This is a genomic window from Vibrio sp. Y20_XG_PY13 (assembly GCF_024181925.1).
GTDB lineage: Bacteria > Pseudomonadota > Gammaproteobacteria > Enterobacterales > Vibrionaceae > Vibrio > Vibrio parahaemolyticus.
The window spans coordinates 108,747-135,637 of sequence record NZ_JAMZAL010000003.1; the positions used below are offsets into that span (position 1 = coordinate 108,747).

The 26,891-nt window shown below is 46.5% G+C and carries 25 protein-coding genes and 1 pseudogene; 11 read left to right on the plus strand and 15 right to left on the minus strand.

Annotation, left to right across the window (positions count from 1 at the left end):
* Window positions 1–40: 40 nt before the first annotated feature.
* From NL646_RS09500 to NL646_RS09510, 3 genes are all read left to right on the plus strand, one after another.
* Window positions 41–868, plus strand: a complete 828-nt coding sequence (locus NL646_RS09500; RefSeq protein ID WP_109884489.1) for a DUF4344 domain-containing metallopeptidase — start codon at window positions 41–43, stop codon at window positions 866–868.
* A gap of 1 nt (window position 869) precedes the next feature.
* Window positions 870–1,256: a thiol-disulfide oxidoreductase DCC family protein gene (locus NL646_RS09505; RefSeq protein WP_015312742.1), complete on the plus strand. Its 387-nt coding sequence runs from the start codon at window positions 870–872 to the stop codon at window positions 1,254–1,256.
* A gap of 179 nt (window positions 1,257–1,435) precedes the next feature.
* A complete protein-coding gene (locus NL646_RS09510; RefSeq protein WP_015312741.1) occupies window positions 1,436–3,097 on the plus strand; it encodes a methyl-accepting chemotaxis protein in 1,662 nt (553 codons plus the stop codon).
* A gap of 81 nt (window positions 3,098–3,178) precedes the next feature.
* Here the strand turns inward: NL646_RS09510 and NL646_RS09515 are convergent.
* A pseudogene (locus NL646_RS09515) lies at window positions 3,179–3,292 on the minus strand (IS200/IS605 family transposase); the annotation flags it as partial.
* Window positions 3,293–3,491: 199 nt separating this feature from the next.
* On the opposite strand from NL646_RS09515, the gene NL646_RS09520 reads away from it, so the two are divergent.
* The gene (locus tag NL646_RS09520) at window positions 3,492–3,986 is read left to right on the plus strand and encodes a peptidylprolyl isomerase (protein ID WP_253664134.1); all 495 of its coding nucleotides are present in this window, start codon (window positions 3,492–3,494) and stop codon (window positions 3,984–3,986) included.
* 102 nt (window positions 3,987–4,088) lie between these two features.
* On the opposite strand, the gene NL646_RS09525 is transcribed toward NL646_RS09520, so the two are convergent.
* The 8 genes from NL646_RS09525 to NL646_RS09560 all read right to left on the minus strand — a co-directional run bounded on the left by NL646_RS09525 (window position 4,089) and on the right by NL646_RS09560 (window position 11,398).
* Entirely contained in the window at window positions 4,089–4,724 is a 636-nt protein-coding gene (locus tag NL646_RS09525; protein WP_140049151.1) for a DUF2268 domain-containing protein, read from the minus strand.
* 77 nt (window positions 4,725–4,801) lie between these two features.
* The gene (locus NL646_RS09530) at window positions 4,802–5,593 is read right to left on the minus strand and encodes a LytTR family DNA-binding domain-containing protein (protein WP_069489142.1); all 792 of its coding nucleotides are present in this window, start codon (window positions 5,591–5,593) and stop codon (window positions 4,802–4,804) included.
* 1 nt (window position 5,594) lies between these two features.
* Window positions 5,595–6,626 carry a sensor histidine kinase gene (locus NL646_RS09535; RefSeq protein ID WP_029833154.1) on the minus strand — a complete coding sequence of 344 codons (1,032 nt, stop codon included), beginning with the start codon at window positions 6,624–6,626 and terminating at the stop codon, window positions 5,595–5,597.
* Window positions 6,627–7,892 carry a hypothetical protein gene (locus NL646_RS09540; protein ID WP_253664244.1) on the minus strand — a complete coding sequence of 422 codons (1,266 nt, stop codon included), beginning with the start codon at window positions 7,890–7,892 and terminating at the stop codon, window positions 6,627–6,629.
* 107 nt (window positions 7,893–7,999) lie between these two features.
* On the minus strand, window positions 8,000–8,773 hold the full coding sequence (locus tag NL646_RS09545) for an outer membrane lipoprotein-sorting protein (protein WP_253664135.1): 774 nt from the start codon (window positions 8,771–8,773) through the stop codon (window positions 8,000–8,002).
* Window positions 8,766–10,034, minus strand: a complete 1,269-nt coding sequence (locus tag NL646_RS09550; protein WP_253664136.1) for an ABC transporter permease — start codon at window positions 10,032–10,034, stop codon at window positions 8,766–8,768. Before NL646_RS09550 ends, NL646_RS09545 begins: the two co-directional genes overlap by 8 nt.
* Entirely contained in the window at window positions 10,022–10,720 is a 699-nt protein-coding gene (locus tag NL646_RS09555) for an ABC transporter ATP-binding protein (protein ID WP_253664137.1), read from the minus strand. The genes NL646_RS09550 and NL646_RS09555 overlap by 13 nt, the downstream gene beginning before the upstream one ends.
* 9 nt (window positions 10,721–10,729) lie before the next feature.
* On the minus strand, window positions 10,730–11,398 hold the full coding sequence (locus NL646_RS09560) for a hypothetical protein (protein ID WP_253664138.1): 669 nt from the start codon (window positions 11,396–11,398) through the stop codon (window positions 10,730–10,732).
* A 457-nt stretch (window positions 11,399–11,855) separates the two neighbouring features.
* Between NL646_RS09560 and rodA the strand changes: the two genes are divergently transcribed.
* Window positions 11,856–12,938, plus strand: a complete 1,083-nt coding sequence (rodA, locus tag NL646_RS09565; RefSeq protein WP_005481706.1) for a rod shape-determining protein RodA — start codon at window positions 11,856–11,858, stop codon at window positions 12,936–12,938.
* Between the two features lie 76 nt (window positions 12,939–13,014).
* On the opposite strand, the gene NL646_RS09570 is transcribed toward rodA, so the two are convergent.
* The 3 genes from NL646_RS09570 to NL646_RS09580 form a co-directional block, all read right to left on the minus strand.
* Entirely contained in the window at window positions 13,015–13,731 is a 717-nt protein-coding gene (locus NL646_RS09570) for a YebC/PmpR family DNA-binding transcriptional regulator (RefSeq protein ID WP_005464874.1), read from the minus strand.
* Between the two features lie 134 nt (window positions 13,732–13,865).
* A complete protein-coding gene (locus tag NL646_RS09575) occupies window positions 13,866–14,075 on the minus strand; it encodes a DUF3283 family protein (RefSeq protein ID WP_005464888.1) in 210 nt (69 codons plus the stop codon).
* Window positions 14,076–14,175: 100 nt separating this feature from the next.
* Window positions 14,176–16,074 (minus strand): ATP-binding protein, encoded by a 1,899-nt coding sequence (locus NL646_RS09580; protein ID WP_253664139.1) that lies wholly within the window; start codon window positions 16,072–16,074, stop codon window positions 14,176–14,178.
* A 68-nt stretch (window positions 16,075–16,142) separates the two neighbouring features.
* On the opposite strand from NL646_RS09580, the gene NL646_RS09585 reads away from it, so the two are divergent.
* Window positions 16,143–16,898: an ABC transporter substrate-binding protein gene (locus NL646_RS09585; RefSeq protein WP_253664140.1), complete on the plus strand. Its 756-nt coding sequence runs from the start codon at window positions 16,143–16,145 to the stop codon at window positions 16,896–16,898.
* A gap of 105 nt (window positions 16,899–17,003) precedes the next feature.
* Here the strand turns inward: NL646_RS09585 and ribA are convergent, their stop codons facing one another.
* Window positions 17,004–18,065 (minus strand): GTP cyclohydrolase II, encoded by a 1,062-nt coding sequence (gene ribA, locus NL646_RS09590; RefSeq protein WP_253664141.1) that lies wholly within the window; start codon window positions 18,063–18,065, stop codon window positions 17,004–17,006.
* Window positions 18,066–18,309: 244 nt separating this feature from the next.
* Entirely contained in the window at window positions 18,310–18,510 is a 201-nt protein-coding gene (locus NL646_RS09595; RefSeq protein ID WP_005477395.1) for a PA3496 family putative envelope integrity protein, read from the minus strand.
* Between the two features lie 362 nt (window positions 18,511–18,872).
* Between NL646_RS09595 and NL646_RS09600 the strand changes: the two genes are divergently transcribed.
* Genes NL646_RS09600 through NL646_RS09610 form a run of 3 tightly spaced genes read left to right on the plus strand, consistent with a single transcriptional unit; the run spans window position 18,873 to window position 21,123 of the window.
* Window positions 18,873–19,727: an ABC transporter ATP-binding protein gene (locus tag NL646_RS09600; protein WP_025535048.1), complete on the plus strand. Its 855-nt coding sequence runs from the start codon at window positions 18,873–18,875 to the stop codon at window positions 19,725–19,727.
* Window positions 19,724–20,656: an ATP-binding cassette domain-containing protein gene (locus NL646_RS09605; RefSeq protein WP_005464829.1), complete on the plus strand. Its 933-nt coding sequence runs from the start codon at window positions 19,724–19,726 to the stop codon at window positions 20,654–20,656. The genes NL646_RS09600 and NL646_RS09605 overlap by 4 nt, the downstream gene beginning before the upstream one ends.
* Window positions 20,656–21,123: a hypothetical protein gene (locus NL646_RS09610; RefSeq protein ID WP_024700820.1), complete on the plus strand. Its 468-nt coding sequence runs from the start codon at window positions 20,656–20,658 to the stop codon at window positions 21,121–21,123. Before NL646_RS09605 ends, NL646_RS09610 begins: the two co-directional genes overlap by 1 nt.
* A 288-nt stretch (window positions 21,124–21,411) precedes the next feature.
* Here NL646_RS09610 and NL646_RS09615 read toward each other — a convergent pair whose 3' ends face one another.
* A complete protein-coding gene (locus NL646_RS09615) occupies window positions 21,412–23,382 on the minus strand; it encodes a replication initiator protein RctB domain-containing protein (RefSeq protein WP_005477480.1) in 1,971 nt (656 codons plus the stop codon).
* Between the two features lie 1,252 nt (window positions 23,383–24,634).
* Here NL646_RS09615 and NL646_RS09620 point away from each other — a divergent pair.
* Both NL646_RS09620 and NL646_RS09625 read left to right on the plus strand, forming a co-directional pair.
* Complete coding sequence (locus NL646_RS09620; RefSeq protein WP_005500197.1) at window positions 24,635–25,852, plus strand: AAA family ATPase; 1,218 nt, start codon at window positions 24,635–24,637, stop codon at window positions 25,850–25,852.
* Window positions 25,853–25,859: 7 nt separating this feature from the next.
* Window positions 25,860–26,834, plus strand: coding sequence for a ParB/RepB/Spo0J family partition protein (locus NL646_RS09625; RefSeq protein ID WP_005464865.1), 975 nt, complete (start codon window positions 25,860–25,862; stop codon window positions 26,832–26,834).
* Window positions 26,835–26,891 lie beyond the last annotated feature (57 nt).

Sequence of the window (26,891 nt, forward strand, 5' to 3'; positions counted from 1 at the left end):
ATAATTTTTATGCAAGTCATTCAAATAACAAGAGCTCAACATGAAAATTCAATCGCTTCTCCCTGTACTATTACTCTGCGCCGCTTCTGCCAACGCAGCGGACAATATTCGTATCGAGTACATGCCCGCAGAAACAACCCATGACAAACTTGCCGAGCAATCCATTCAAAGCAGCGATGTGAACCCGATTTTTGTTCGACTTTCTCAAGACTACTTCCCTTTTCGTAAACCGCTCACTCTGATTTATGGCGGCGAAGATGGCCCTATGTACGATCCCGACACGCACACCATCCATATTCCTTATACGTTTTATTTGGAGTCGCTCAATTACTTCTCCAACAACCAATATGAAGATCGCTACGGAAAATCGCCAAAGACTGGTGCATTAGATACCTTATTACACACTTTGCTGCATGAAGCTGGGCATGCGTACATCGAGGATCAAAGCATCCCTGTGTTGGGGAAAGAAGAAGATGCCGTTGACAATTTCGCCACTATTTTACTGATCGACTATTTAGACGATGGCGCCGATATGGCCATCAGTGCCGCCGACATGTTTGCGTTTGAGTCCGATGACAGACCCGACTATTACGATTTCGGCGAGTACATTGACGAACACAGTTTTGACCTACAGCGTTACTTCTCCACTTTGTGCTTGGTGTATGGCAGCGATCCTGAACAGTACAAATCGTTACTCGACGAAGTAGAAAAAGACTACCTTCGAGATCGCAAAGACTTCTGCCAATACAATTACGAAAACATTCGCACTAACTGGCAGCACTACCTGCAGCACAATGAACCCAAAGAAGCATCGCCACGTAAAAACAGCGAGAAACCATCAAGCAGCCCCAATGCAATGACGAATTGATATGACTAAACTGACTATTTTCTACGACGGCACTTGCCCACTGTGCGCCAAAGAGATGAAGGCATTACGCCAACACGATCATAAGCAAGAGATAAACACCGTTGATATTTACAGCGACGCTTTTTCGGCCTACCCGCAAATCGACCCTGATCGTGCCAACACCATTCTGCATGCCTTGGACAACCACGGGAATTTACTCCTCGGGCTGGATGTGACCTACAGAGCTTGGCAGCTTGTTGGACGAGGTTGGTTGTATGCACCACTGCGCTGGCCACTCATTAGACCTGTTGCGGACTGGCTTTATCTGCGCTTCGCCCAAAATAGGTATCGCATCTCATATTGGTTAACGGGCACTTCTCGTTGTAATTCTGGCCGCTGCTCTCGGTAATTGTGATCACGCTTGAAAATGTTAATACGCTCGCGATAAATCGTGCATTTCCAGTACTTCTCTCCTACTAAGTCGGTTAATCTGCAATCACTACAAAAATAAATAGCCATATATTCATCCGGCAAATCGATTGAATTTTGCCTTTTCGTAACGCTGCGCCGAGAAGTAAGGAAGTCTCTATGAATCTAACCATAAGAAAGCGACTGTATATTCTTTCCATCATTCCAGTACTCACCATTGCACTAGGTATGATGTGGTTCACCTACCTGCAAACTAACGCTTATAACCAACAGCAAATTGATCAGACCCACACCACCATGATGGCGATGAAAAAAGCCGAGCTGAAAAACTATGTTCAGATGGCTCGCTCGGCGATTGAACCGCTACTCAAGAAAAATGCGACATTAGAAGAAGCTCTTCCCGTTTTACGAGAGCTGGAATTTGGTGAAACGGGCTACATCTTCGGTTACAACTCCAAAGGCGTCCGTGTTGTGGTCGGCAAGAACGACAAAGGCATCGGTGAAAACTTCTATAACCTGCAAGACAAGAAAGGTAATTACCTGATTCAAGACTTGCTGAAAAACGCCAAAACGGGTGAATTCACTACCTATTACTTCCCGAAACTAGGACAAACAGAGGCGCTACCGAAATTGAGCTACTCAATGTTCATTCCTGAGTGGGATTTAATGATCGGTACCGGCTTCTACACTGATGACATTGATGCCGTCATTGCAGAAATGGAAGCCTCAGCCCATGACGCGCTCAACACGACTCTAGTGGCCATCGCGCTGTTCTGTGTTTCTATCGCTGCCGTAGTTGCTATCTTCGCCGTGTTTGTGAATCGTAGCATCATGCGACCAATCGAACAGTTTGATGCCTCGATCCAATCCTTCGCGCAAGGCGATGCCGACCTTACGGCGCGCATGCACGAATCCAACGTACCTGAGTTCAAACAGTTAGCGCACAACTTCAATATCTTTGTTGAAAGCCTGCAGGGCATCATCAAGAGCGTGACTCAAGTTGGTGAAGAAGTCGTCGCAGAAACCAACAACATGTCGCAACGCGCCTCTCAAGTCGACGAACTCGCTGGCGGTCAACGTGAAGAAACCGAGCAAGTTGCCGCAGCGATGACGGAAATGACAGCCACCGCGCATGAGATTTCGAACAACGCTAACCAAGCAGCAGAATCAGCACGACACGCCGATGAAAACGCTCAACAAGCGAAACACATCGTCGATTCCGCTGCGAATTCTGTCGAAGAGCTGGCAAGCGAAGTTTCAGAGGCGAGCACTGTGATTGCCCGTTTAGAGAGCGACGTTCAAAACATCTCATCATCTTTAGAAGTGATTCAAGATATTGCCGAGCAAACTAATTTGCTTGCGCTAAACGCCGCGATTGAAGCTGCGCGAGCTGGCGATCAAGGACGTGGATTCGCGGTAGTAGCAGATGAAGTCCGCAAGCTGGCAAGCCGCACTCAAGACAGTACGGGCGATATCCATAAAATGATTGAGCAACTTAAATCTGGCTCAGATGCCGCAGTACGTGCGATGGAATCAAGCCAAGCGCGCGGTGAAGCAACGGTAGAAGAGGCGCGCGCCGCCTCGGTTGCGTTGCAAGACATTCAAGCAGCGATTGCCAACATTATGGACATGAACACGCTGATCGCCACTGCAACCGAAGAACAGAGCCAAGTGGGACAAGAAATCTCTCAACGTGTTGAGGTCATTTCGCAACAAAGTAGTCAATCGGCAAGCCTTGCCAACCAAAACCGCTCGGGAAGCCAAAACCTCAATCACAAAGCCAACGAGCTCTACGACTTGGTTGGTCGTTTCACGGTTTAATCCAACAGGCTAACCGACAAGTAAATTACCACCTTCTAAAGAAGGTGGCTTTGTGTGAGCCCCCTAAAAGGGGGCCTTTGTTTAGTCCAGCGCCAATTGCTGCTGCTCTACTCGCTCTTGCTTCTCTTGATGTCTTACATATCGGCGTATTATTTCTTCATTGATTCCAACACTATCGACAAAATAGCCTCTTTGACTTCTGGAAAAATCAAAGATGCATTTAGCATGAGTAGTTTTACAGGCAAAGCCGAAGCGGATGATAACCACCTACTGAAGTAGGTGGTTTAGGGCTGAAAATAAAAACAGCGACGTCATGACGTCGCTGTTTTTGTTACGGCCTAGAAACGACTTCGCTATAATGCCGCCAACTTAGCACCCACAAGGGCAAATCGACATGATTATTATGACCACCAATTTCGGTGACATCGAAATTGAACTGAACTTGGAACGAGCGCCAGTGAGCTCAAAAAACTTCAAAAAATACTGTGAAGAGGGCTTCTACAACGGCACGATTTTCCACCGCGTTATCGACGGTTTTATGATTCAAGGTGGCGGTCACACTGAGGACATGACAGAAAAACCAACCCACGCACCAATCGCAAACGAAGCGAACCGTGGCCTAAAAAACACCGTCGGCACAATTGCGATGGCACGTACCGACGCGCCGCACTCAGCAACTGCGCAGTTCTTCATTAACTTGGAAGACAATGATTTCTTAGATCACACCGCCACCACCAACTTGGGTTGGGGCTACGCGGTATTTGGAAAAGTGACAGCGGGCATGGATGTGGTTAATCGCATAGCGAAAGTGAAAACGACATCAAAGCAGGGTCACGATGATGTGCCATGCGAACCTATCATTATTAAAAAAGTGACGATCAGCGAATAGTCGCCTCTGTCCGCTCCAAGATAAGAAAAAGCGCCTAACCACTTCTGAGTTAGGCGCTTTTTTTGTGTTGATGATTAGTAGGAATTCTTGGATTAGATAGAATTATTGATAGAAAATCTCGGCTTTGGCACCGACCAAATCGAGTTCAGAGCCCTGAAAATTAGCTAGGTATTCCGCGACTAGGTTATACCCCACCCAATACCCCATGTACTTCGGCCAACGGCTTTCATCGCTTCCCAAAAAGTAAGCATCAAAGTTGTAATCCAAGCTCGTTAACTTATCTTTCATCTCTGTGTAAAACGGCCGCCAGTCGCGGTCTTTTATCAACTCAAACAAACTCGGAATGATGCCGCCGTTGACCTGACGTTCAAAATGGCAAGCCAAGCCTTCCATGATCAACACCGCTCCCAGAGTGAGTCCATTTTCTCCCGCTCGCATCCGAAACAGATGATGCAATTCATGCGCGAGCACTGCAGCCAGTTCGTTTTCAATGACGGTTTTTATATCCGTGCGCTGAGTGTCTAGCAAGACTTCGACTCGGTAGGGGCTCAAGCAGTAACCACCAATGCCACTTTGCGGCGCATCACCGTGACCAAATGGACTGATGGTGACATCAATATTGTTCAGCTCAAAATGATCGGCGAGTTGTAGACTCAGGCTATTCAGCTGTTCATACAAATAATCAGCAACAGAAGACAACGCTCCCGTCGCATTCAATAAAGTCACACGATAACTCATTTATCTTCCTTGATAATTTAGATGATGTGGGGCGAGTTTACAGTGTAAAGAGTGAGCAGCAACGGATTAGGGAGAAGTTACATGCCTTTAAACAAACTTTGAGAAGCGCGGCTCACTGGCAGCTTAATTTCACCAACATAAACAAACATTCTTCCTGCAAAGTCTTTGTTTACTTTGCTGATTTTAGACACTTGCACCACGCTTGAGCGATGCACTTGCCAAAACTGCTCTGGGTTTAGCTGCCCAATCAACTCTTTGAGCGATGTGCGGATCAAATATTCTTGCACTTCCCCCTGCCCTTGCTGCGCATACACCGAAACGTATTTTTCTTCCGCTTTGAAATACAGCACATCAGACGTCGCGATGAGATGAATATCGTCACCTTGCGTGGCTTTAATCCACTGTAAGTATTGCGGTGTTTGAGGCGCAGACAACTGTTGCAGTTGTTCCAACAAACTATTCATCTGAACATGGCTGTTGTCGCTTCCTCGTTGGCTGAGTCGAGCTTTGACTCGTTCACAGGTCGTCTGCAAACGAGCGTCGGAAATGGGTTTGAGCAGGTAATCTGCCGCATTTTGCTCAAACGCTTTAATGGCATAGTCATCATAAGCAGTAACAAACACGATCAAAGGCGGGTTGGCCAAACGATTGAGTTTTTGCGCCAAACTCATGCCATCTAACACGGGCATACGAATATCTAGAAAGGCAATATCAGGTTGGCTTTGCTCAATGGCGAGCAAGGCTTGTTCGCCATCAGCTACCTTGGCAACGATGTCCAACTCCGGCCACACTTCCGCGAGGCTTTTGTCGAGATGATGCCGCAATAACGGCTCATCATCGGCGATAATGGCAGTAAACCCTGTATTCATTTCACTGTTCCTTACTTGTCATTGGCCAACTCAAACGCACACTCACACCACCTTCGGAAGATTCACTTATCGACACCTGACCTTTGCCAGCAAATAAGGCATCCATGCGCTGTTTAAGGTTACTCAGCCCAATCCCCGAACCAGAGTGATTGCTGACGTGACTCAACCCCACGCCAGTGTCTTTCACTTCAATTTGCAACAGCTGCTTCTCTTGCTTTATCAGCAATTGGACTTCGCCACCTTCACGTTTTGGCTCGATGCCGTGAATAATGGCGTTCTCTACCAAAGGTTGCAGCATCATCGGAGGCAACTCTGTATTTCCTAACCCTTCTTGTACCTCGATTGTGTAGCTTAATCGCTCGCCTAAACGAATTTTTTGAATACCCAGATAAGCGTCAATCAAGGCGATTTCATTCTCAACCGTGGTGTGCTCCTCACGCGAGCTTTTTAGCGTTGCACGCAATAACGCCGTGAGTTGATCCAACATTTGTTTGGCTTTATCGACGTCTTGCGACATCAACGCGCTGATATTGGCAAGCGTATTAAACAGAAAATGCGGCTCAATTTGGCTTTGCATCTGCTTGAGCTGGCTGAGTAAAAGGGCTCGTTCTTGTTCGGCGTTTTCACGTTTGATGCTCTCTAGCTCACGCTGTGCAATGGCTTCTTTTTCGCGTGAATGAAAATAAAAATAACACATACCGCTAAACAGCAGGCCCATCAGTAAGACAGGCAACATGCCCGAAATACCGAAGTATTCACCGAGCCAAAACTGCGCATTAATTACACCAAACAACAAACACGCGGTCAGTGATAGCGCAATTTCTAGCATGCGTGGTATGGTCGGAAACAACTTGTCGATCAACCACGAGAAGAACAGCGCAGAGTAGCCAAAACCAAAGCTCACCAGCACATGCACGTAGTACGGACCGCCCCAAACTGAGAGCGTCATTCCCGAGATAAACAAACAAAACAACGAGGTGACAACCACACTGCGCTGCCATCCACTTGCTACCATTGACTTAGCTGAACACATTTAAAATTTCCCTTTGATGTTAAATACAATCATATGCTTATCGTTGATTTGTGCGTAAGCAGAATGGTCCTCTCCGGTTAAAAAGCGTGCGGCAACTTCCACTTCTACACTTTGATCGCCAGTGTCAATCCATTGGTAATTCAGCCATTGCGTCACAATCACACCGCCATCTTGCGGCGAGTACATGACGTCCAACGTTGGAGTGACATCGCTAAGCCACTCCAAATCCGCTCTTCCGCGCCACGCTGTCCACGCTTCAAGATCCCAGCGCAAATGCAACATAAGATTGTGCTGAACAATATTGGCGTGTTGAAACCCTTGGGCGTAGCTAGTAGCAAGTAGAGTCGTATCCGACGATTGGGAGAGCCATTCACCACGTGCGATTGCTTGCTCCCATTGGCTTTTCGACCATGCTCGGCTGTCATACCAATATTCGGCGATCACATTGTGTCCGGCTTGGTTCGCCCAATTTAATCCCACCAACGCTTGGAAAGCGCTGCCTTGTTCTTCCACCGTCACGGGTTGATAACGATCGCTCGGCAGCCCTTCATTTTTAAACTGATAGCCAACGCTCTGCTTTTGCCACAGCAACGAGCTGTGCATGGCTATAGATTCATCCCACACGGCAATGGCACTCGCACCCAATAAACCCCGACGCACATCATCGTAATAGCCTATGAGTTGGTACTCCGTATCGCCCACCAACGCATAACGGCGAATCCCAAACCCACGCTGCTCCGCGGCTTGATCAAGCGCGCTTTGCTCCTGTTGCCCCCAACTCGAGTCCGTTGCAATCACCGTCCATACACCTGACATGTCGTAATACGAAAGTGAAAACACACCCGCTCCCTCCTCTGCCACCAAGCCGACCGGATTTTGTCGATATGGTTTGAACAGATCTAAGGGTCGATAGCCATAACCTACGCCCCAATCAACGCGCAACTTGCCTGCGCTGACATCCAAAGTGGTATCACCAACTTGCCATTCGCCCTGCCACGCCAGTTCTCGGATAAGAAGTTGATTATCCGCCTCGCCCCACCATTCATGCTCACCTTGCTGATTGAGATACAAACCTTGGCTGTACAAGGTGAATAAGCCACTGATGTTTTGATAATTCACTTGCACATCAAGTAAAGCATTGAGCGAGTCACGCGCGCTTCCTTGCGCCTCCATAAACGCGCTATCTCGCAGCTTGGCGGTTTCGTAACTTACCGCCCAATCCCATTCAAAACTCCACTCATCATTGGCCGCAACAGGTGCAACCATCCAGAATGAAGCGGCAATGAAGCTAATCGCAACGCTGTTTACATTGATGATGGCGTTAAAGAATCGCACTTTCATAAAACATCCTTGATGGCGTTAATAACCTTAAATTACAGCTCCGATGTATTGGCTTTCGGCAAATAACTCGGGTTGTAGAATTTGTTATCCAACTGCCACGGGACGATTTCTTGATACTCAATCACCGTCTTTTTGCTCGGTTGAATGCTGTCGAGCAGGGTCATCTCACTGACGTAATCTTCGCCGCGGTTGGTCACTCGTCCGTATTGCGCTTGCTTGGCAAGCTTGCCTGAACGCAAATAAAGATCCGCTTTGATCGGGAACGCATCTTGCTCAGACAACCACAAATCGATCTTCTGATAACTCGCTCCCTTGGTTTTGGCCGTTAGGGCAAGGCGATAAGCCGCGATGCTCTGTCCATTTATCGTGAGGGTTTCCGTCGCTTTCCACTCGCCTTGGTAATCCTGGCTCCACGTCAACGTTGAAATATCACCAATTGAGGCTTCACCAAGCAGCTTTTGCATTGGAGTAATACGAATCGGACGGCGGCTCTTAGGCATTTGCAGCCAGTAGTTATCGCCCATCATCAGCATCTTCTGCCCCGCTTCGACCGCCGATTTGAACACCACCAGCGATTCACGATTTGGCCGCGTGTACACATGGTAGAGACGCGTTTTGTCCAACTCTTGGTCTTGATACAAACGCACCAGCGACACCACTTTAGAAGAATCATCTTGCAAGCGGTAGCTGTCGGCTTTCTCAATCAATTGCGCAACTTGTTGTGCATCCAGTACTTGTTCACTAGCACTCGCAACGCTGCTGACAGCCAATAGTGTGATGGTTAGCAATGGTTTGAAATTAAACATAAATCAGTGCCTCCGTAATTGGCTTGTTCACGCCTTTACGCGCCGAGAAAAACGCCGCGACCAAACAAATCAGCAATACTGATAACCCTGCAGCAGCCACCAGCTCCCAAGAAAAGTAAATCGTCAATGGATAGCCTTCTGTGCGTCCTGGCGGTGGCGGCATTTGTACGTCCACCATCATCAAAAAAATGGTCACCAGCGCGGTAAACAAGGCGCCGATACAACTGCCAATCACCGCGAGTAAACCCGCTTCGCGTAAAAATCCGGCGATGATTTCTCGGGGATAACTGCCCAATGCGGACAAGGTGCCGATTTCACGAGTACGCTCGGTCACAGACATAGTCATGGTGTTGAACAACGCGACAAACACGACCAGAGCCATTACGGCGCCCATAATGCCGAAAATACGGTCGTACAAATCTTTCACTTTTAGATAGAAGAACGCACGCACTTGCCAAGGCGTAATTTCAACCTCTTGATCGCCAAAGCTCGGTTTTTGTTTGTTTAGAATCGTCGCGACTTGCTGTTCAACCTTGTTGGTTAAGCTGGTGTCGAACAGAAATACTGACAGCGCACTGACTTTGTCCGACCCCAGCAGAGACTGAGCACTGTTGATGTGTACATAAAGTTGGCGTTTATCCAGCTCAGGAACGCCAGTTGAGTAGATACCGCGAACTTTAAAGTCGTAAGCGTTCAAAGCACCATCTGTCGTAGTAGCAAGTAAGGTAATCCAATCACCCACGTTGACGCTCAGATTATTGGCGAGATCCACCCCAAGCATCACTTCTGGCTCAGAAGCGTCGTAGCGAGAGGCATGAATGTTGGAAAGCGTCTGCCCATCACGCACGTCCAAAAACGGCCCTTTCATATCGAACTCGCGTTCGTTAACGCCGATGCCAATAAAAATCGAGGACTTGCTGCCGTTAGAGATCAAACCGCTGAATTCCACTCGTGGCTGTACGCCTCGCACCTCACTCAAACCAATCAACTGTTTGGTGATCGCATCGGCATGGCTCAAACCATTACTCAATGGCATCTCTTCTTCTTTAGCGAAATAACCCGGCGTGGTTAATGTCAGATGCCCCGTGTCACGCGCGGTGGATTCTTTCAAGCTGTCGTAGGTATAAAGGCCAAAACCACCTGCGCTGGTCAGCGCAAAAACGGCAATGGCGATGATCAGCATCGACAACAAACTGCGTCGGCGATTACGTTGTAGGTTCAGCCAAGCAAGGCGAGCCGAAACGGGGATTAGCTTGCCCATGAGACCTCCTCCACACTGGCGTGCGTTTGGATGATTTTGCCGTCCACCAGCTCGATGGTGCGATCGCAGCGTGATGCCATGCGAGGGTCGTGAGTAGCGACAATGAAGGTGGTACCAAACTCGTGCCCAAGCCCTTTCATGATATCGATGACTTTGTTTGCGGTTTGGCTATCGAGGCTTGCTGTTGGCTCGTCGGCAATCACTAATGCAGGTTTGTGAACCAAAGCGCGAGCAATCGCTACCCGTTGCTGCTGACCACCAGACAAGTTATCGGGCATGTGATGGATAAATGCGCCCAGCCCCACATGTTCCAGCATTTGTGAGGCAAGTTCGGTTTGTTCAGTTTTTGAAAAACCGTTGAGATGCAGCGGATAAGCGACGTTCTCCAAAGCCGTCATCACTGGCACCAAGTTGAATTTTTGAAATATAAAACCCAGCTTTTCACGGCGCATTTTCGCAGCCTGCATTTGTCCACTCGGGTAAGGTTGACCAGCAAACGTTACCTGACCTTGATATTGAGAATCCAACATGCCAAGCACATTGAGTAAGGTACTTTTTCCTGAGCCGGAAGGCCCACACAGCGCCACCATTTCACCGGCAAACACCTCACCAGAGACTTCTTGCAACGCGCGTACGGTCTGGCTGCCAAGGGTGTAATCGCGACTAAGTTGACTGAAAACGATCATGACGCCTCCTTAATGTTTAGCCAGTAACGCTTTGGCAGTTTGCGTTTCTAAGTGAGTGCTATCGAAACTTTCCATTTTCGCCAACCATTTCTGCGCTTGCTCCATGTCCTCTGCACGCAGCGCTGCTTCAATAGCGTAAAGGTAAACCCAAGCCGTTGCCGCGAACGGTTGTTGATTGAAGCTCGGTTCATCAAGCAGAGTCAGGTACAGCTCGTACCCACGCTCAAAGTGATTAAACATATCCGGAAGCGAAGTGTAAGTGGTGGCCGCCATCGCAGTAGCCAATTGATATTCTGGTAGCCCTTGTAAACGCTGCTGCTCTTGAATCGGCATAGGTTGATTTGCCATTAAATCCAAACCTTTCTGAATGGTGGCAAGCCCGCGCTCAGTGAACTTCATCTTGTTCCATGGCATAAACGCATCGCGCCCTTGCAAGGTTTCACTGCTGCCAAGGTAAACCAATGTCACAGGCGTAGCGCCTTGCTTTTGAACTAATTGTGCAAGCTCGTTATGTACAGTATCCACCAAACCCGTGTCGCCCTGTGCGGCTTGGTTAAAACGGGTTAGTAACTGCTCAGTAGGGTTTGCCAACGCCAAGCTGCTACTCAAGGTAAACGCTGCAAATACCGCGCCGAGCAAGGTTGTGGCTCTGGATAAATGAAGATTGAAAACCATCATGGTGACTGTCCTTAGTTGAACGTGATTTGATGGTTTCAGATTACGCCATCGCTTCATAGTCAGCTGTAGGATGCGACCAATGGTATTTTTAGGGAGTAAATGGGCGTGAGCGGCGATAAATGGTTTTGAGTGAAAACACAATAACATCCGAGCGAGTTATCAATTATTGCTGGATTCAACACTAAGTACGATAAAAAGAGTGGCGAAAATATCAAGGCTGGTGTATTTATCCTCTTCACAACATTCCCAGTCGACGTACCACAACAGATGATGCTGCACCTCCTTTCTCGCACTCCTTTGCGCCACATCTGTGAACAGGCCTGTTGTGCTTTCACTTTCAACAAATCTAAGAAAGCCAACATACCCGACCTATTGGATTCTTAGCATCGGAATAGTTTGAACTCTCTTGAGTTCTGGTTGTTTTCGCTCTTTTGAGAGCGTTTTTAGGTTGTAGTAAATGAACAAGCGTTTCTTTCCAAGAATCGATTTGCCACTTTTGATGGCGATAATTCCGATCATGTTATTGAGTTCGCTGACGCTATGGAGCGCCAGTGGCTTCGATGAATCCATGCTCTTTAAACACTTAGCCCGCTGCGCACTGACACTGGTGTGTATTCTGGTGATGTCATCCATTCCAGCAGCCAGTTATCAACGATCGGCACCATACTTGTATTTTGTCGCAGTGTCGTTACTGCTGGCCGTCGCGCTGTTTGGTGACAGCACTAACGGTTCACAACGATGGCTAGATATCGGCTTTTTTCGTTTTCAACCTTCGGAATTAATTAAGCTGTCGATTCCGATCATGATCGCTTGGATGCTGCATCTGGAAGGCGGCAGACCTGACTTTCGTAAAATCGCGCTTTGTTTGATGATTACCTTGGTTCCCGCCGGGTTGATCGCTCTGCAACCCGATCTGGATGGTGCGATCTTTACCGTGATCTACGCACTGTTCGTGTTGTTTTTTGCGGGTATGAGCTGGAAAATCATTGGTGGATTTGTGGTGAGCGTTCTAACGCTCGCCCCGATTCTGTGGTTTTTCGTGATGGAAGCCTACCAAAAAAGCCGTGTGACTCAGTTCTTACACCCAGAATCTGACCCACTTGGCTCTGGTTACCAAATCATTCAGTCGCTGATTGCGATTGGTTCGGGCGGTATGAAAGGCAAAGGTTGGATGAATGCCACACAAGGAACACTGGGCTTTATTCCAGAAAGTCATACCGACTTTATCTTTTCAACCTATGCGGAGGAATGGGGGTTCATTGGCTGTGTGGTATTGCTGGCGCTATACCTATTTATTACAGCACGGGTGATGTTGCTAGCATGCCAATCTGAGCACTTTTTTAGTCGCTTAGTCAGTGGCACCTTGGCGATGAGCTTCTTCCTCTACGCCTTTATTAATACTGGAATGGTGAGTGGATTGTTGCCAGTAATGGGAAGCCCGCTCCCATTCTTTAGTTACGGCGGAACAGCCATGCTGACACAGGGCATCTGCTTTGGCGTAATCATGTCTCTGTGTTACTCCAAATACCGTAATACTTAGCGCTACTCGCAACCATCAGCACGATCAAAAAAGGCTTCCCTCGGGAAGCCTTTTTTACAACAACGAAAGCTAAAAATTATAGCTCAGCGTTGTGGTATACCTGCTGAACGTCGTCGCAGTCATCTAGAAGGTCTAGGAACTTCTGGAATTTCTCTGCGTCTTCACCCGCTACTGGCGTTTGAGTTTGAGGAACGAAAGTGATTTCTTCCACATCAATTGTCAGATCAGGGAATGCTGCGTTTAGCGCTGTTTTCGTTTTGAAGAACTCAGTGTGAGGAGCAAATACTGTGATCACACCATCTTCCAGTTCAACGTCAGTTACGTCTACGTCTTCCATCATTAGCGTTTCGAGAATCACTTCATCGTCTTCGCCTTTGAATTGGAATACCGCTTGGTGATCGAACATGTGAGACACAGAACCTTCCACACCAATTTTCGCGCCAACTTTTACAAAGCATTGGCGAACATCTTGGAAAGTACGGTTGCCGTTGTCTGTTAGACAGTCGACGATCACGCTTGTGCCACCAGGACCAAAGCCTTCGTAACGTGCAGGTACGTAGTCTTCACCACCGCCGCCGTTTGCTTTGTCTAGTGCTTTTTCAATAACGTGCGCAGGAACCTGGTCTTTTTTCGCTTTTGCGATTAGGTGTTTCAGAGACAAGTTCATGTCTGGGTCACTACCACCGTTTTTCGCACACATGTAAATTTCTTTACCGTATTTGGAATAAACTTTAATTTTTGCGCCTGCAGTTTTCGCCATAGAGGCTTTGCGCACTTCAAAACTTCTTCCCATCGGGATGTCTCTCTAAGTTCAAATTTAATGCGAAGGATTTTAGCAAAGAGTGAAACATTGTCCATTTCACTCTGCAAAGGAATGGGGAGGAAACCTCATTCGCCGCTACGGTTTACACCGAGCCACGGTTCGCATCATGCGACACCCATTACTCGTTTGTACTTTTCGACTGCCTGTTGAAAAAAGACTTTTTCATCAGCATCGTTAATCTTAGACAGCTGTTCTTCTATTGCTTCAGGGCCAGATTTGGCCTCTCTGAGTTTCCAAACCAAAAACGACGCTTGTTTATCCAGTTCGATCTTGTTTTTTTCATCAGGCGGCAACAGGGATAGATTAAACGACATTCACAGCCTCAAGGTACTTTAAATACTAGCCGCGCACTATAGCATACAGAGTTACAATTGCAGAATAGAAACGCACTTAACTTGATCAATTTCAAGTTACTCACTTGGGTGTGGCGATATTTTTGAGGGCTTTTGGCAAATATTGTTCAAAGATTTGCTGTAATCGCGCCTTCGTCACAGGCTTAGCAACAAACTCGTTCATGCCCGCTTCAAAGCAACGCTGCTGATCTTCTTTCACGACATTGGCAGTTAATGCGATGATCGGCACGTGAGCGCCCCACTCATTCATGTCACGGATCTGCTCTGTCGCGATAAACCCATCCATCACTGGCATTTGGCAATCCATAAAGATGAGATCAAAGGCGTGCTCGCGGCATAACTGCAATGCTTCTTCACCATGGCTCGCGACACTGACTTTAAGCCCTAGCTGCTCCAGCATAATGCGAACAACCCTCTGATTCACTTCTGTATCTTCGACAATCAAAACCCACGGCGTATCTGGATTTTTGTTCGTTGCCTCATTCGCCTCTGTTCGAGGAAAATCGAGCACATTGAGCGGATCGGTATATGTTGGAAGACCGCTCACCACCGTTAAAGGAATGGTGAAATCGAAACAGCTTCCCAAGCCAAGTTCACTGGTTAGCTTGATGTCTCCACCCATGATGTGGACGAGTTGGGCACAAATCGCCAAACCTAACCCTGTACCACCATATTTGCGAGTTGTACTGCCATCGGCCTGTTGAAAGCGTTCAAACACCGCTTGCTGGTGCTCTTTGGCAATACCTATCCCCGAGTCCACAACGCGAAAGCGAACTTGGGCGATATCGTTGTTTTGCTCGTGCAATGAGACAAGTAATTTGACATGACCACGCTCGGTGAATTTGACCGCGTTGCTAAGTAAGTTATTGAGAACCTGCTTCAGACGCCCTTCATCTCCTTGTACTTCAGCGGGCAACTTAGGGTCGATATCACTGAGCAATTGCAAATTCTTTTGCTGCGCTTTTACTGTGTGTAAGCTGATCACATCCTCCAATAACTGGCGACAATGATACGTCTCGCTGGCGAGTTCCACCTTCCCCGCTTCGACTTTGGAGAAATCGAGGATGTCATCAATAATGGTCATGAGCGATTGCGATGAGTTATCGATGATCTCCACAAATTCTTTTTGCTGCGGATCGAGCTTAGTATCACTAAGCAGCGACGCCACACCAATAATGCCATTCATAGGGGTGCGGATCTCGTGGCTCATGGTCGCGAGAAACTCACTTTTCTTGCGATTGGCGACTTCCGCCTTATCTCGCTCGGCTTCTAACTCGGCTTGATGCTCTCGCACTTTTTGCACGCTTCGATTGTATTTTTGCGCCAACAAGCTGACTTCATCAAAACACCAACGTTTGGGCAGCGTGACCGTACTCGGCGCATTACCGCCGCTAAAATCACTCACCGCACCGGAAAGCAACTGCAAAGGATTCACCAATAAACGGAAGGCAACCCACAACACCCCAACCATCAACAGCAAAATTTTTATCGCTTCTGTCGTGAGCAGAAAAAAGAACTGTTGCCATAAATCTTGATAGACGGCGCTAAGGTCAGACTGCACAGTCAGCTCTGCGAGCTCAAAAGTTTTTTCCCCCACACTAAACTGCATCGGCCAACGCCTCTCAACCACATCTTGCTTGATTTCTGTTCCGAGCTCGATGATAACTTCGTCTTTGGTAGCAATGCGTAGGTAATCCACCGATGGCAAACGCATCGCTCCCAGCGCTTGGGTGAGTAACAGCTCACGGTCTTCAACCCACAAACTGGCTGAAAAGCTGGAGAGGTAGCTCGACTCCACTTGTTTTAAGTCGGTGTCGAGATGGGACAACTCTTCTTGAAAATCACGGTATAAACTGATAGCAGAAATGACTAACGTAAAGATCAAACTCAACGTTAAAACCGCCAGCATAAGCTGGTTACCGATACTAAACCGGCGTTGAGTTCGCTCTTTTACATCCATATGAAATCACTCCGATAATCTTGCGCTACTCTAAATATAGTCGTGAGCAAATAATAATCGAGGATAGGATGAAAGGACTTCTACGTGTATTGGCTTTTAGTTGTATGGCAGTCAGTGCAGCGACCGCCGCTGAAGAGGTGAATTATTACGTTATCGCCGACCAAGCAAGGCCATTTCAAATCGAACAACAAGGACAACAACATGCCGGGATCGTGACGGATATTGTGAACGCGATTTTTGCCAACTCAGATTATAAGGTGAATTTTCACACCTATCCGTTTAAGCGCATGATTTCATTATTAGAAGCGGGTGGGGAAGAAAACTGGCTGACATACGGCAGCCCTGATTGGGGCCGAGTTCAGTCAGAAAACTTATCTAAAGAGCCTATTTACACTGTAAAACACGTGTTGGTATCCAGCAGTGATGCGCCTTTTAAATTCAATACCATGCAAGACATCAAAGGTCGTTCCATCGTGTTGCTGCTAGGTTTCGACTACCCAAACTTAATGCCGTTTTTTGAAGATAAAACCGTCAACGAGATGCGCGTTAAAGATTACGACTCCGCATATCGCGTAATTCAGAGAACGCCAGGCGATACGGCGTTTGTCGAGATGGAATCGCGGGTGATGTACAACTTAAAACGTCTGGAACTGCCACTCGAACAATTTGAGATTCAATCTTTTAGCGCTGTGATCCCCGACTATTCGATCTATCTGGCCTTTTCTCCAGAGATGAAACCTGAAGTACAACACTTTATTAATCAACGCCTGTCGGATCTAAAAGCCTCGGGAGAGATCGATAACATCGTCAAACACTATCTTTAACGCGCCTAGCCCTTTTACTGGTGCAGCTTTTGAGATCCCCACTAAAACGCCAGCCTTCTCAAGCTGGCGTTTTTGTCTATTCGATTTGATACCCGCCAGAAACGATCATTCCGTTTGATCAACAAAATGGGGATCAAACATGTGCCCTAATTTGTTTGCTTTGGTTTTTAGATAGTGTTGGTTGCTTGGATTGCGACCTTCTTGCAGTGGCACACGCTCAACGACATTGATGTGCGCGTTTTTCAAAGCCGCAAGCTTACGGGGGTTGTTGGTCATCAGACGCACTTCGTCAATCCCTAAATGCTCTAACATCCCTTTGCAAAATGCATAGTCTCGCATATCAGCAGCAAACCCCAAACGCTCATTCGCCTCGACGGTATCCGCACCATCATCCTGCAAGTGATAGGCGCGAATTTTGTTGATTAAACCGATGCCACGTCCCTCCTGACGCAAATAGAGCAGCACGCCACTGCCCTCTTCGACGATGTTTTGCAACGCACGATTTAACTGAAAACCACAATCGCAGCGGGTGCTAAATAGTGCGTCCCCAGTGAGACATTCAGAATGGAGCCGAATCAATGGCGCAGACTGAGACGTCGGGTCGCCATACACAAGCGCGAGATGCTCCTTCCCTGTAGCCGTCTCGATGAAGCCGTGCATCATGAATGTGCCCCACTGAGTTGGCAGCTTGGCTTTGTCGATGAACTTAACCAAATTGTAAGGCTCGACATGTCGAAGCTCTGCGCGTACGTTCATCAAAATTTCTCCTAGGTGGTTCAAACCTTTACCGTCTCCCCCATCTCCCCAAAATGCGTCCTTGTGCGAATGCTCGGTAAGGCAAGCATTGCCCGTGCGCATCAGTTTCTGAGCAAGTTTCGGGTTTTGGAGGAATTTTTCTCGCACAATGAACGCCATGACTGAGAGCTTCATGTTGTCCCAATCACTGCGAACGAGATGCTCGTACTGACGGCTTAACGCGAACGCTTCATCCGGCGATTGGGCATGCTGAATTTTGGTTTGCAGTTGGTCATCAACAAATTTCTGAGCTTGATAGTAGTGTTCGCTGGTGGGCCAAGATTGGGAAGATATTTCGACGGGGGCATGACAGAAGTTGGAGAGGAAGCCGTGCGGCTCATCGGGCTCGTAGAAAAGGATCTGATCAACCATATTCGCGCTCCTGCTTAGATGATATGGATAGTCAACAAAAGGCATATCCTACTGATATATCTTTTAGTAACGCCTCTACCATTTGTCAAACCATAGTAAGCAAGCAAAGTGACTTCAGACTGAATAAAAATAAGGTTGGAGAACAAACAAAACGAGCAAGAAACTTCGGTTAAATGATGGGGTTAGCAAATAAAAAGGGCAGCCAGCTGGCTACCCTATGGAGTGGTACACCGAATTGAGAGAATCAGTGAATCAAGCCAAGTTCTCTTGCTTCTTCAATGCTTAACCCGCTTTCGCGGATTTCACGCAGTGCCTCAATGCGACGTCTGGCTTCTGCTGATTTCATTGTTTTCTCTGGCTTCACAACGGTTTCTTCTTCTTCGGGTAATTCCCACTTGTGAGCGATGTTGGTCATCTCTTCATGGTCGATAGAATTAATGGACATATTTCCTCCGAACACACCATGTTTTGGACAGCTAATCTATAGCAAACCCACTGTGCGGAGGTAAGAAAAACAGTGGGGAAATGTGACCCCTCCCGACCTTTCATCAACTCGTTAATAGATTCATCACTTACCTTTTGCCAAAGGCCAAATTTACGATTAAATTTGAAAAATTCCCCCTAAGAAAAGTGTGCTGATCCAGCTCTCATTTTTGTCTTTTTTTATCACACTCTCGTAACCAAAATTCGACTTTTTCTTTCATTCAAGTTTCGAGTCACTTCACCTATTCGGTCGATTACGCTTTCTTCTCATTTGCACATACGATAATGATAATAATTATCCTTTGCATTGGTTGGGTATTTTTAATGAGTGAGATTAATTTAAGTCACGCCTTTCACAGCGATCCGGTCATCCAGATCCGAGATTTGTGCGTGGACTACATCACCGACAATGGTGACTTTAATGCGGTGAAATCGGTCAGCTTTGATATTGGAAAAGGCGAAGTATTCGGCCTTGCTGGGGAATCTGGATGCGGAAAGAGTACCATCGCTTTTTCGATCAATCGTCTGCACAAGCCGCCCGCGTTTATCTCTGGCGGACAAATTCTGTTCCAAGGTAAGGACATCTTACGTTTGTCCGATAAGGAGCTAGGAGCGCTGCGTTGGAGCGAAATCGCCATGGTATTCCAAAGTGCCATGAACTCGCTTAATCCGGTACTGACCATTCAAGAGCAGTTTGCGGACGTCCTACGTCATCATCAAGGACTCAGCAACGAACAAGCCAAAGATCGCGCCGAAAAACTGCTCGATTTGGTGAACATCCCTCGAGATCGACTGGGTGAATATCCGCACCAGTTCTCTGGGGGAATGCGCCAAAGGCTGGTTATTGCCATTGCGCTGTCTTTAAACCCTAAGCTCATTATTATGGATGAACCAACGACAGCGCTTGATGTGGTGGTGCAGCGAGAGATCCTGCAGCAAATTTATCAGCTGAGAGAAGAATTTGGTTTCTCAGTTCTTTTCATCACCCACGATTTAGCCTTGATGAGCCAATTGTGCGACCGCATCGCCATCATGCGCCATGGTGAGATCGTAGAAGTCAATCACGCTTACGAGATCCGCAATCACCCACAACACCCTTACACGCAAAAATTGTGGGCCTCGTTCCCCAATATTCACGATGTTCACAAGCAGCCAGAGCAACAAGGAGCACCAGCATGAGTCAACCGATCATTCAAATGAAAAACGTGATCAAAGAGTTCACTGTGGGCGGTGGCTTTGCCAAAGAAGAGACTTTTCGAGCGTTGCAAGGCGTCAGTTTTGATCTTTACGCCGGGCGAACATTGGCTCTCGTTGGCGAATCAGGCTGCGGTAAAAGCACGTGTGCAAGGCTAATCACAAAGGTTTACCCGGCGAGCGAAGGGGAAATTCTATTTAACGGCACCAATATCAATGACATCACCTCACGACACGATATTCAAGATTATCGCAGTAAGGTACAAATGGTGTTTCAAGACCCTTTTGGATCGCTGAACCCTACCCACACAATTCGTCATCATCTAACTCGCCCGTTGAAAATCCACAAGCAGGTGCAGCATGACCGCGAGATCCCGGCGAGATTGGAGGAACTTCTCAAGCTGGTGGAATTGCCAGAAGAGACGTTAAACAAGTACCCGCACGAACTCAGCGGCGGTCAGCGTCAGCGAGTAAATCTCGCACGCGCACTGGCCGTCGGTTCACAAATAATTTTGGCCGATGAGCCAACATCGATGCTGGATGTGTCAATTCGCTTGGGCGTATTGAACTTGATGCAGCGTATGAAGCAAGAGCTTGGGATTGGCTTTTTGTACATTACCCACGACCTCGCCACCGCGCACTACATCGCTGAAGAAACAGCGGTGATGTATAAAGGGCAAATCGTTGAATGGGGTGACACGCACGCGATCTTGAAAAATCCACAGCACCCATACACTAAGTTGTTGATCTCAGCCGTGCCCGATCCTGATCTGCCATTTGGAAACTTGGTGAAAAATGAACCAAACTACTCAATAGACGCCGATGAGATCCGTCATCGCAGCAGTGTTGTGGTTGATGAATATGATCAAGTTGGTCCGAATCACTTTGTTAAACAATGGATTGAGGCTGCATGATGGAACTGACCTCCTGGCAAGATCAAATCTCGGATTGGTATGAAACTAGGAAGCATGATCAAGTAGACGTGTTAGAAGCGATCTTGTACGAAGCTCCTGATACCGTGTTTGGTCCTGAGCTGTCTGATCAACAAAGTAAAGCCATCGCCTGCTGGCTAGATGGATGTTTGAGAGTATTTCAATACGCCAGGTATCAAGACCATCACAAAGCTTACCAAACTCTGCTCTATGCAAGCGCGAAGCTCGAACAAGCGGCATGCCAACCCATGAGTGATATTCTGCTTAAAGATTGGTGCTTAAAACGCTTACAGCATTTGACCGTATTGGCGTTGGAATTTTGCAATCAACAGCAAGATCAAAGCCAATGGCAACAACAAGCCAATAACTTGATCGAATCACATGTCGCCTTAATGCGATCACTTAACTGGAATGAAACAAGGAAACATGATCAAGGACTGCGACATTAATACGGAAGAATGATCAAGAGTGTTCAGGAAAATTAGGCAAAAAAAAGCGAGTTTCTTGAGGAGAAACTCGCGAAGTCTATTCAGAATGAATGTAACAATATGAGCCAATCTATTAATCATCAGAAAGGACAAAAGGTTGTCTATTCGAGATAAATGTTAGTCTTCGCTCAGACATCTAATGTCAGTGGTTTGTTAGAGTTGAGTCTGTTTTCTATCATCGAAAGACATTGTTACATTTTAAATCAATCAGTCACGGCTATTACTCACCCCTGCTTGCGCGAGATCATATTAAATCGCCATTTCATCCAAAGCACGGAACACCATCTCATCCATGTGACCATCAAACACTTGTCGGCAAACTTTACGGCGCACCGCTAAACCAGCAATCAAACGTTCAATCGTGAGATGTTTAACCTCGTTTTGAGTGTTAAACAGCTCTACAGTTTTGCTCAGAGTCTCATAAGGAATCGGTTCATCCCCTACTCTCAGCCAATCTAGCTTCTCAATGTACTCAGAACACTCTTCTTTGATTGAGGCATACGAGTGCCCTGTCATTGCAGACAACGCCGTTATACTGCGTTCTAGCGCCTCTGGAGAGGTGTATTTCGACAGAGTAATGGTGATCTCATCTGCGTTGATCTCGACAAGGTGCTTTCTTTGCTTCACTCGACGCCCCAAATTTCCACGCGGAGACGGGGTTTTGCGCTGAATAGGCTCAAATTCGCCGTCAATGATGCCTGAGAGCGCTTCAAGCTGCTGTCGGGTTACCATCTCATTACGAAGCGGGTTTGGCAGCGTAGGCGCCATGTTGCGCTTGCCTGCGTTGGTTGTACGAGCACGTGAGTAACGCAGCACCTCTTCGACGTCACATTTGATGTCGATCTGGTAATCCATCACTTTATCATTCTCGATCATAGTTTCGATCGTTAAGTGATAGCCCCATAAGTTCACAACAAAAAGATCGTCTGTCCCTTTGCCGTCTGACAAGCGTTTCAGCTCACGGATCAGATCCATTGAGAATCGACGCCATTCAATGTTACGTGCAAGCTTCTGATTTAACTCGCTCAACAGCATGCAATCTGTGTGTCGGCGCACCATACGACTACGGAAAAACGAATACAGCTGGAACACCAACGTATGCTGTTTCAGGATTTCTGGTGGGAACAAGAAGAAATAATCGCGTGTTAGTAGTTCTTCGTAGAACGACGGTTCCCACACCAAGATGTATAAGTTGGGTTTAATACGAATTTCGCCATCACTGCCTTCAACGGGCGCTTCTTCTGAAGCCGTGATGGTACGGGCTAAGAAGCGGAAGCGGTCACTCTTAAAGCCTTCGGGCATATTTTCACTGAGCCATCGGCCAGTGAGTTCATGCAGTTGGAAATCGGTAAACTCGATACGATCGATACTGTCACGGATGGAATCACGCGCTGGGCCACTGTCTTTTTTGCCACGTAATGACAAAATATCGGTGATGTAGAGCGGCGTTTTATTCGGAACGTGCGCGGCATCCATTTGATATTGATCTTTATGATGATCATGGTATTGCACTGTCAGAGTAAACAACGCAAACAGCGTCATCAAATCATCGACTGTCATGATATTTTTGGAAGATCGCGTTTCAATCACCGCTTTGGTGCCTGAGATCGACACCATGGATTTCTGATAGCTTTTACGAGTGCGAGGTGGTGCGAGAGCTTGGTCAATGATCCCCGCCCAATTCGTTGGTGAAACGACAAATTGATCCGCTTCATCCTTCATCATTGGTGGCGTATTTAAGCCGTGCTCATTCAACAAGCGCTTGTTCACTTGGGTTTGTGCGAGTGCCTTAGAACGTTTTTGCTTTTCATTCTGACGAACTTTGTCAGTGACTAAGCTTGTTGCCCCCAAAACCGAAATGAGCTGGTTTGGGTTTACAAACTTATGCAGCATGGTTTTGCCTGCTAGGCCTTCCTCAAAACGTACTGGAGTCTGGGTAAACAAGCCGATATTGACAGCCGCTCGTAAACGTTGCTGAAGTGCAGCACGAGTCAGTTGACCGTCTGTGGCTTCAACAATCTCAGTTGTTGAAACAAGTCCATCTTTGCTGCTGAAACCTCGCAATGAGATCAGATTAAGCAACTCTAAGATGCTTTTGGTCACCCCTTTGAAATGTTGGTACTGCTCTACCCAATCAGCAGAGGATTCATGTACCTCAAAAAGATGGCCATCCTTATGGCTTCTTGGTGCTTTAATCAGAATTTTTTCATCAGCCGTCATTTTAGATCCAGATCACACTAGCCGTAGTTGTGCTATGGTTCCGAAGAATAAAGAAAAACAGATCATAAATAAAGAAAAAATCTTGTTTTTTAAATAACTGATCTTTTTGATTATTCTGATCTTAATTGATTATATGATCTATTGATCTGGTTATTTTTACGAGCCTAAGCTGCTGTTATTAATGAGTATTTTTTGAAGGTGTTTCGGAACTATGATCATAGCTTTATCGAAACGATGATCAACAAAACCTTGAAAGCATGATCACTTCATTCCGCAAGCATGATCATTAAGTTCCTGAAAAGATGATCAAAACAATCATGAAACGATGATCATGATGTCTGTACAGGTTATCCACAGAAATCCGTGATTACCTCGATCTTGATTTGTCGATCCTCTGCTATTGTGAGTGTTTCGAGGTTACGGATCAATGATCAAGCTAAGGTTATTTCGTCTCTCTTTACCTTCAATTGTTGCCAAATTAGCCAAACGATTAAAATGACGTCAATTTGGGTCCTTCGCCTCAAAGATTGCATGATTATCAGAATTAACGGAAGCATGATCATGAAAGACACTATGTCTTGTTTGCCGATACTGTATTTCATCGTTCCGAAGGTTGAGAGGCGCATTTATGCTTCAATCCCCCATTCCGTCTGCACTCAGCCGTAAATAGCGCATTAAAAAGCATGCTTCCGAGAAACCTACTTGCTTGATCATTTTTCCGAGAAATGGATCCATGTACTCAAGCCTTGATTTACCTTCATTCGTCCATTATCTGCCATGATCATGCTTTCGTATTTACAGTTATCTTCGAAAACATGATCAAGAGTCTTCCTTGATCATGGTTCCGTTCTTATTCGTTGTCTTTTCGCTGATTTTGCTTCGGATGCATGATCAAGGTCGTGACGCGACACTATTTCCTCTCTTTTCCTCCACAATCAGTATGTAAAATGATTTAAGTCGATTGAAATCACATAATCCGTAATTTAGCCCACTTATATAATCGTTCCGGATAAAATAGATTTACAATGTAAATAAGTGACAATGTAACACTTTTAATTTTGAGAAGAACTAACCTCCTTTATTTGGAATAAATCGATTAAAAATTGATATATTTTTCTTCTTAAATCATAAAACAGCCAATTTTGATGGTTTTTTATGTGATGGTTGTTCAAAATGAATGTGCACCTTTTTGTTGTTTTTGAAGTCTACTGCTGTACAATTAGATGCAGATATCCTTCCAACGGAATTTGGCATGAAAAGAGAAAAAACGATTGAAAATCTTCAAGAGTTAGCTGAGCTGACGCAACAAGTTCAAGCTGACCGTATTGAGATTGTTTTGGAAGAGCGAAGTGACAACTACTTCCCACCAATGTCTAAGGCGATGATGGAGACTCGCTCTGGTTTAACTCGTCGTAAACTGGATGAAGCGATCGGTAAGATGGAAGCCGCAGGCCACCAATTTACTAAAAACAACGCGAATCATTACTCCATTACGTTAGAAGAAGCACACATGCTGATGGATGCGGCTGAAGTGCCAAAATTCTATGAGCGTAAGAAGAATAACGGCAATAAACCATGGATTATCAACGTACAAAACCAAAAAGGTGGTACGGGTAAATCAATGACGGCCGTACATTTGGCTGCTTGTTTGGCGCTTAACCTAGATAAACGCTACCGCATTTGTTTGATTGACTTGGACCCTCAAGGTTCATTACGTCTGTTTTTAAACCCGCAAATCAGTGTGGCTGAGCACGACAACATTTATTCAGCGGTGGACATCATGTTAGGCAACGTGCCTGATGGAGTTGAGATCGACCGCGAATTTTTACACAAGAACGTGCTGTTGCCGACGCAATATCCGAACTTGAAGTCAATCTCCGCATTCCCAGAAGATGCTATGTTTAACGCAGAAGCGTGGCAAACGCTGTCTGAAGACCCATCACTTGATATCGTTCGTCTATTGAAAGAACAGCTTATCGACAAGATTGCGAATGACTTCGATATCATCATGATTGATACCGGTCCGCACGTTGACCCTCTGGTTTGGAATGCGATGTACGCGTCCAATGCACTGTTAATTCCTTGTGCGGCAAAACGTCTAGACTGGGCATCTACGGTTAACTTCTTCCAGCATTTGCCTACGGTTTATGAGATGTTCCCAGAAGATTGGAATGGCTTAGAGTTTGTTCGTCTAATGCCAACCATGTTCGAAGACGACAACAAGAAGCAAGTCTCGGTATTGACGGAAATGAACTATCTGCTTGGTGACCAAGTGATGATGGCAACCATTCCACGTAGCCGTGCATTTGAAACGTGTGCAGACACCTACAGCACTGTGTTTGATTTAACCGTAAGTGATTTCGAAGGCGGCAAGAAGACACTTGCAACTGCTCAAGATGCGGTTCACAAAAGCGCATTGGAATTGGAGCGCGTATTGCACTCTAACTGGCCGTCATTAAATCAGGGGTAAACAGTAAATGGCTTTGAAAACGTCTGAATTAAACGCGAAATTATTTGGTAAAACGAATAAACGTCGAGTAGCGACTCCACAAGAAGCGCAAACGGCAGCAAAAGAAAAAGCGCAAACCATCGAGTTGGCAGTGGCGGGTGAGGGCACGGTTCAGTTTGAATTAGTTCGTATTCCCGCAGATAAAGTGGCAAGCGAGACGCGTGTGTTCGCGGACAATGCCCGTGAACAATCATTCTTGAATGAGCATGCTTTATCTGATGTTTTGGTGACACTGAAAGAGCGTGGTCAACAGTACCCAGCTGTTGGTCGTCGCACTGACGATGGCAAAATTGAAGTGCTAGACGGTAGCCGCCGTCGTATGTCTTGTATCTTGGCGGGTAAGGATTTCTTGGTTTACGTTGGTGATGGTATCAACACTGAACACGCGAAATTCCTATCTGACGTCGCGAATGCTCACAAACCGCTGTCGCTTTACGAAAAAGGCAAAGAGATGCAGGCTAAGCTGGAAAGTGGTGAAGCCGAAGACCAAAAAGCGCTAGCGAAAATGTTCCAATGCAGTGAGGCATTGGTAAGTGGTGCGCTTAAAGCCGCGGCATTGCCGCTAGAATTGCTACAAGCGTATCCAAATGTTGGCGATTTAGGTCGTCCAACCATCGTTAAACTGCACAAACAGTTCTCAACATTGACCGCTGAGCAGCAGCAAAACTTGTTGGATAAATGCCGTACATCTGAAGGTTACTTGTGGCAACGTAGCAAGGCACAAGGCGTGGCTCGTTTGACCAAAGAAGTGACGGAAAGCATCGAAAGTTGGATCTCAGAGTTAGCACCAGCTAAACCTGCAAAAAAAGCTGAAAAAGTTGACCTTGTCAAAGGTCGAGCAAGCTACAGTCGTAAAGGCAGCAATCTTGCTCTCAATCTGAAGAAAGTCGACGACAGCTTGATGGAAGAAATCCTTACTTTTGTTCAAAGCAAAATGCAATAAAATTAAGCTTTAACGATAACCGCCTTCGGGCGGTTTTTTTATGTCTGCGATCTTGAG

Coding starts and splice junctions, on each gene's coding strand:
- NL646_RS09620 (WP_005500197.1), top strand. CDS start 24,635: ATGAAAAGAGAAAAAACGATTGAAAATCTTCAAGAGTTAGCTGAGCTG.
- NL646_RS09520 (WP_253664134.1), top strand. CDS start 3,492: ATGATTATTATGACCACCAATTTCGGTGACATCGAAATTGAACTGAAC.
- NL646_RS09570 (WP_005464874.1), bottom strand. CDS start 13,731: ATGGGAAGAAGTTTTGAAGTGCGCAAAGCCTCTATGGCGAAAACTGCA.
- NL646_RS09505 (WP_015312742.1), top strand. CDS start 870: ATGACTAAACTGACTATTTTCTACGACGGCACTTGCCCACTGTGCGCC.
- rodA (WP_005481706.1), top strand. CDS start 11,856: ATGAACAAGCGTTTCTTTCCAAGAATCGATTTGCCACTTTTGATGGCG.
- NL646_RS09530 (WP_069489142.1), bottom strand. CDS start 5,593: ATGAATACAGGGTTTACTGCCATTATCGCCGATGATGAGCCGTTATTG.
- NL646_RS09545 (WP_253664135.1), bottom strand. CDS start 8,773: ATGTTTAATTTCAAACCATTGCTAACCATCACACTATTGGCTGTCAGC.
- NL646_RS09525 (WP_140049151.1), bottom strand. CDS start 4,724: ATGAGTTATCGTGTGACTTTATTGAATGCGACGGGAGCGTTGTCTTCT.
- NL646_RS09555 (WP_253664137.1), bottom strand. CDS start 10,720: ATGATCGTTTTCAGTCAACTTAGTCGCGATTACACCCTTGGCAGCCAG.
- NL646_RS09575 (WP_005464888.1), bottom strand. CDS start 14,075: ATGTCGTTTAATCTATCCCTGTTGCCGCCTGATGAAAAAAACAAGATC.
- NL646_RS09600 (WP_025535048.1), top strand. CDS start 18,873: ATGAGTGAGATTAATTTAAGTCACGCCTTTCACAGCGATCCGGTCATC.
- NL646_RS09510 (WP_015312741.1), top strand. CDS start 1,436: ATGAATCTAACCATAAGAAAGCGACTGTATATTCTTTCCATCATTCCA.
- NL646_RS09605 (WP_005464829.1), top strand. CDS start 19,724: ATGAGTCAACCGATCATTCAAATGAAAAACGTGATCAAAGAGTTCACT.
- NL646_RS09500 (WP_109884489.1), top strand. CDS start 41: ATGAAAATTCAATCGCTTCTCCCTGTACTATTACTCTGCGCCGCTTCT.
- NL646_RS09610 (WP_024700820.1), top strand. CDS start 20,656: ATGGAACTGACCTCCTGGCAAGATCAAATCTCGGATTGGTATGAAACT.
- NL646_RS09580 (WP_253664139.1), bottom strand. CDS start 16,074: ATGGATGTAAAAGAGCGAACTCAACGCCGGTTTAGTATCGGTAACCAG.
- NL646_RS09535 (WP_029833154.1), bottom strand. CDS start 6,626: ATGTGTTCAGCTAAGTCAATGGTAGCAAGTGGATGGCAGCGCAGTGTG.
- NL646_RS09615 (WP_005477480.1), bottom strand. CDS start 23,382: ATGACGGCTGATGAAAAAATTCTGATTAAAGCACCAAGAAGCCATAAG.
- NL646_RS09560 (WP_253664138.1), bottom strand. CDS start 11,398: ATGATGGTTTTCAATCTTCATTTATCCAGAGCCACAACCTTGCTCGGC.
- NL646_RS09540 (WP_253664244.1), bottom strand. CDS start 7,892: ATGGTTGCACCTGTTGCGGCCAATGATGAGTGGAGTTTTGAATGGGAT.
- NL646_RS09585 (WP_253664140.1), top strand. CDS start 16,143: ATGAAAGGACTTCTACGTGTATTGGCTTTTAGTTGTATGGCAGTCAGT.
- NL646_RS09595 (WP_005477395.1), bottom strand. CDS start 18,510: ATGTCCATTAATTCTATCGACCATGAAGAGATGACCAACATCGCTCAC.
- NL646_RS09550 (WP_253664136.1), bottom strand. CDS start 10,034: ATGGGCAAGCTAATCCCCGTTTCGGCTCGCCTTGCTTGGCTGAACCTA.
- ribA (WP_253664141.1), bottom strand. CDS start 18,065: ATGGTTGATCAGATCCTTTTCTACGAGCCCGATGAGCCGCACGGCTTC.
- NL646_RS09625 (WP_005464865.1), top strand. CDS start 25,860: ATGGCTTTGAAAACGTCTGAATTAAACGCGAAATTATTTGGTAAAACG.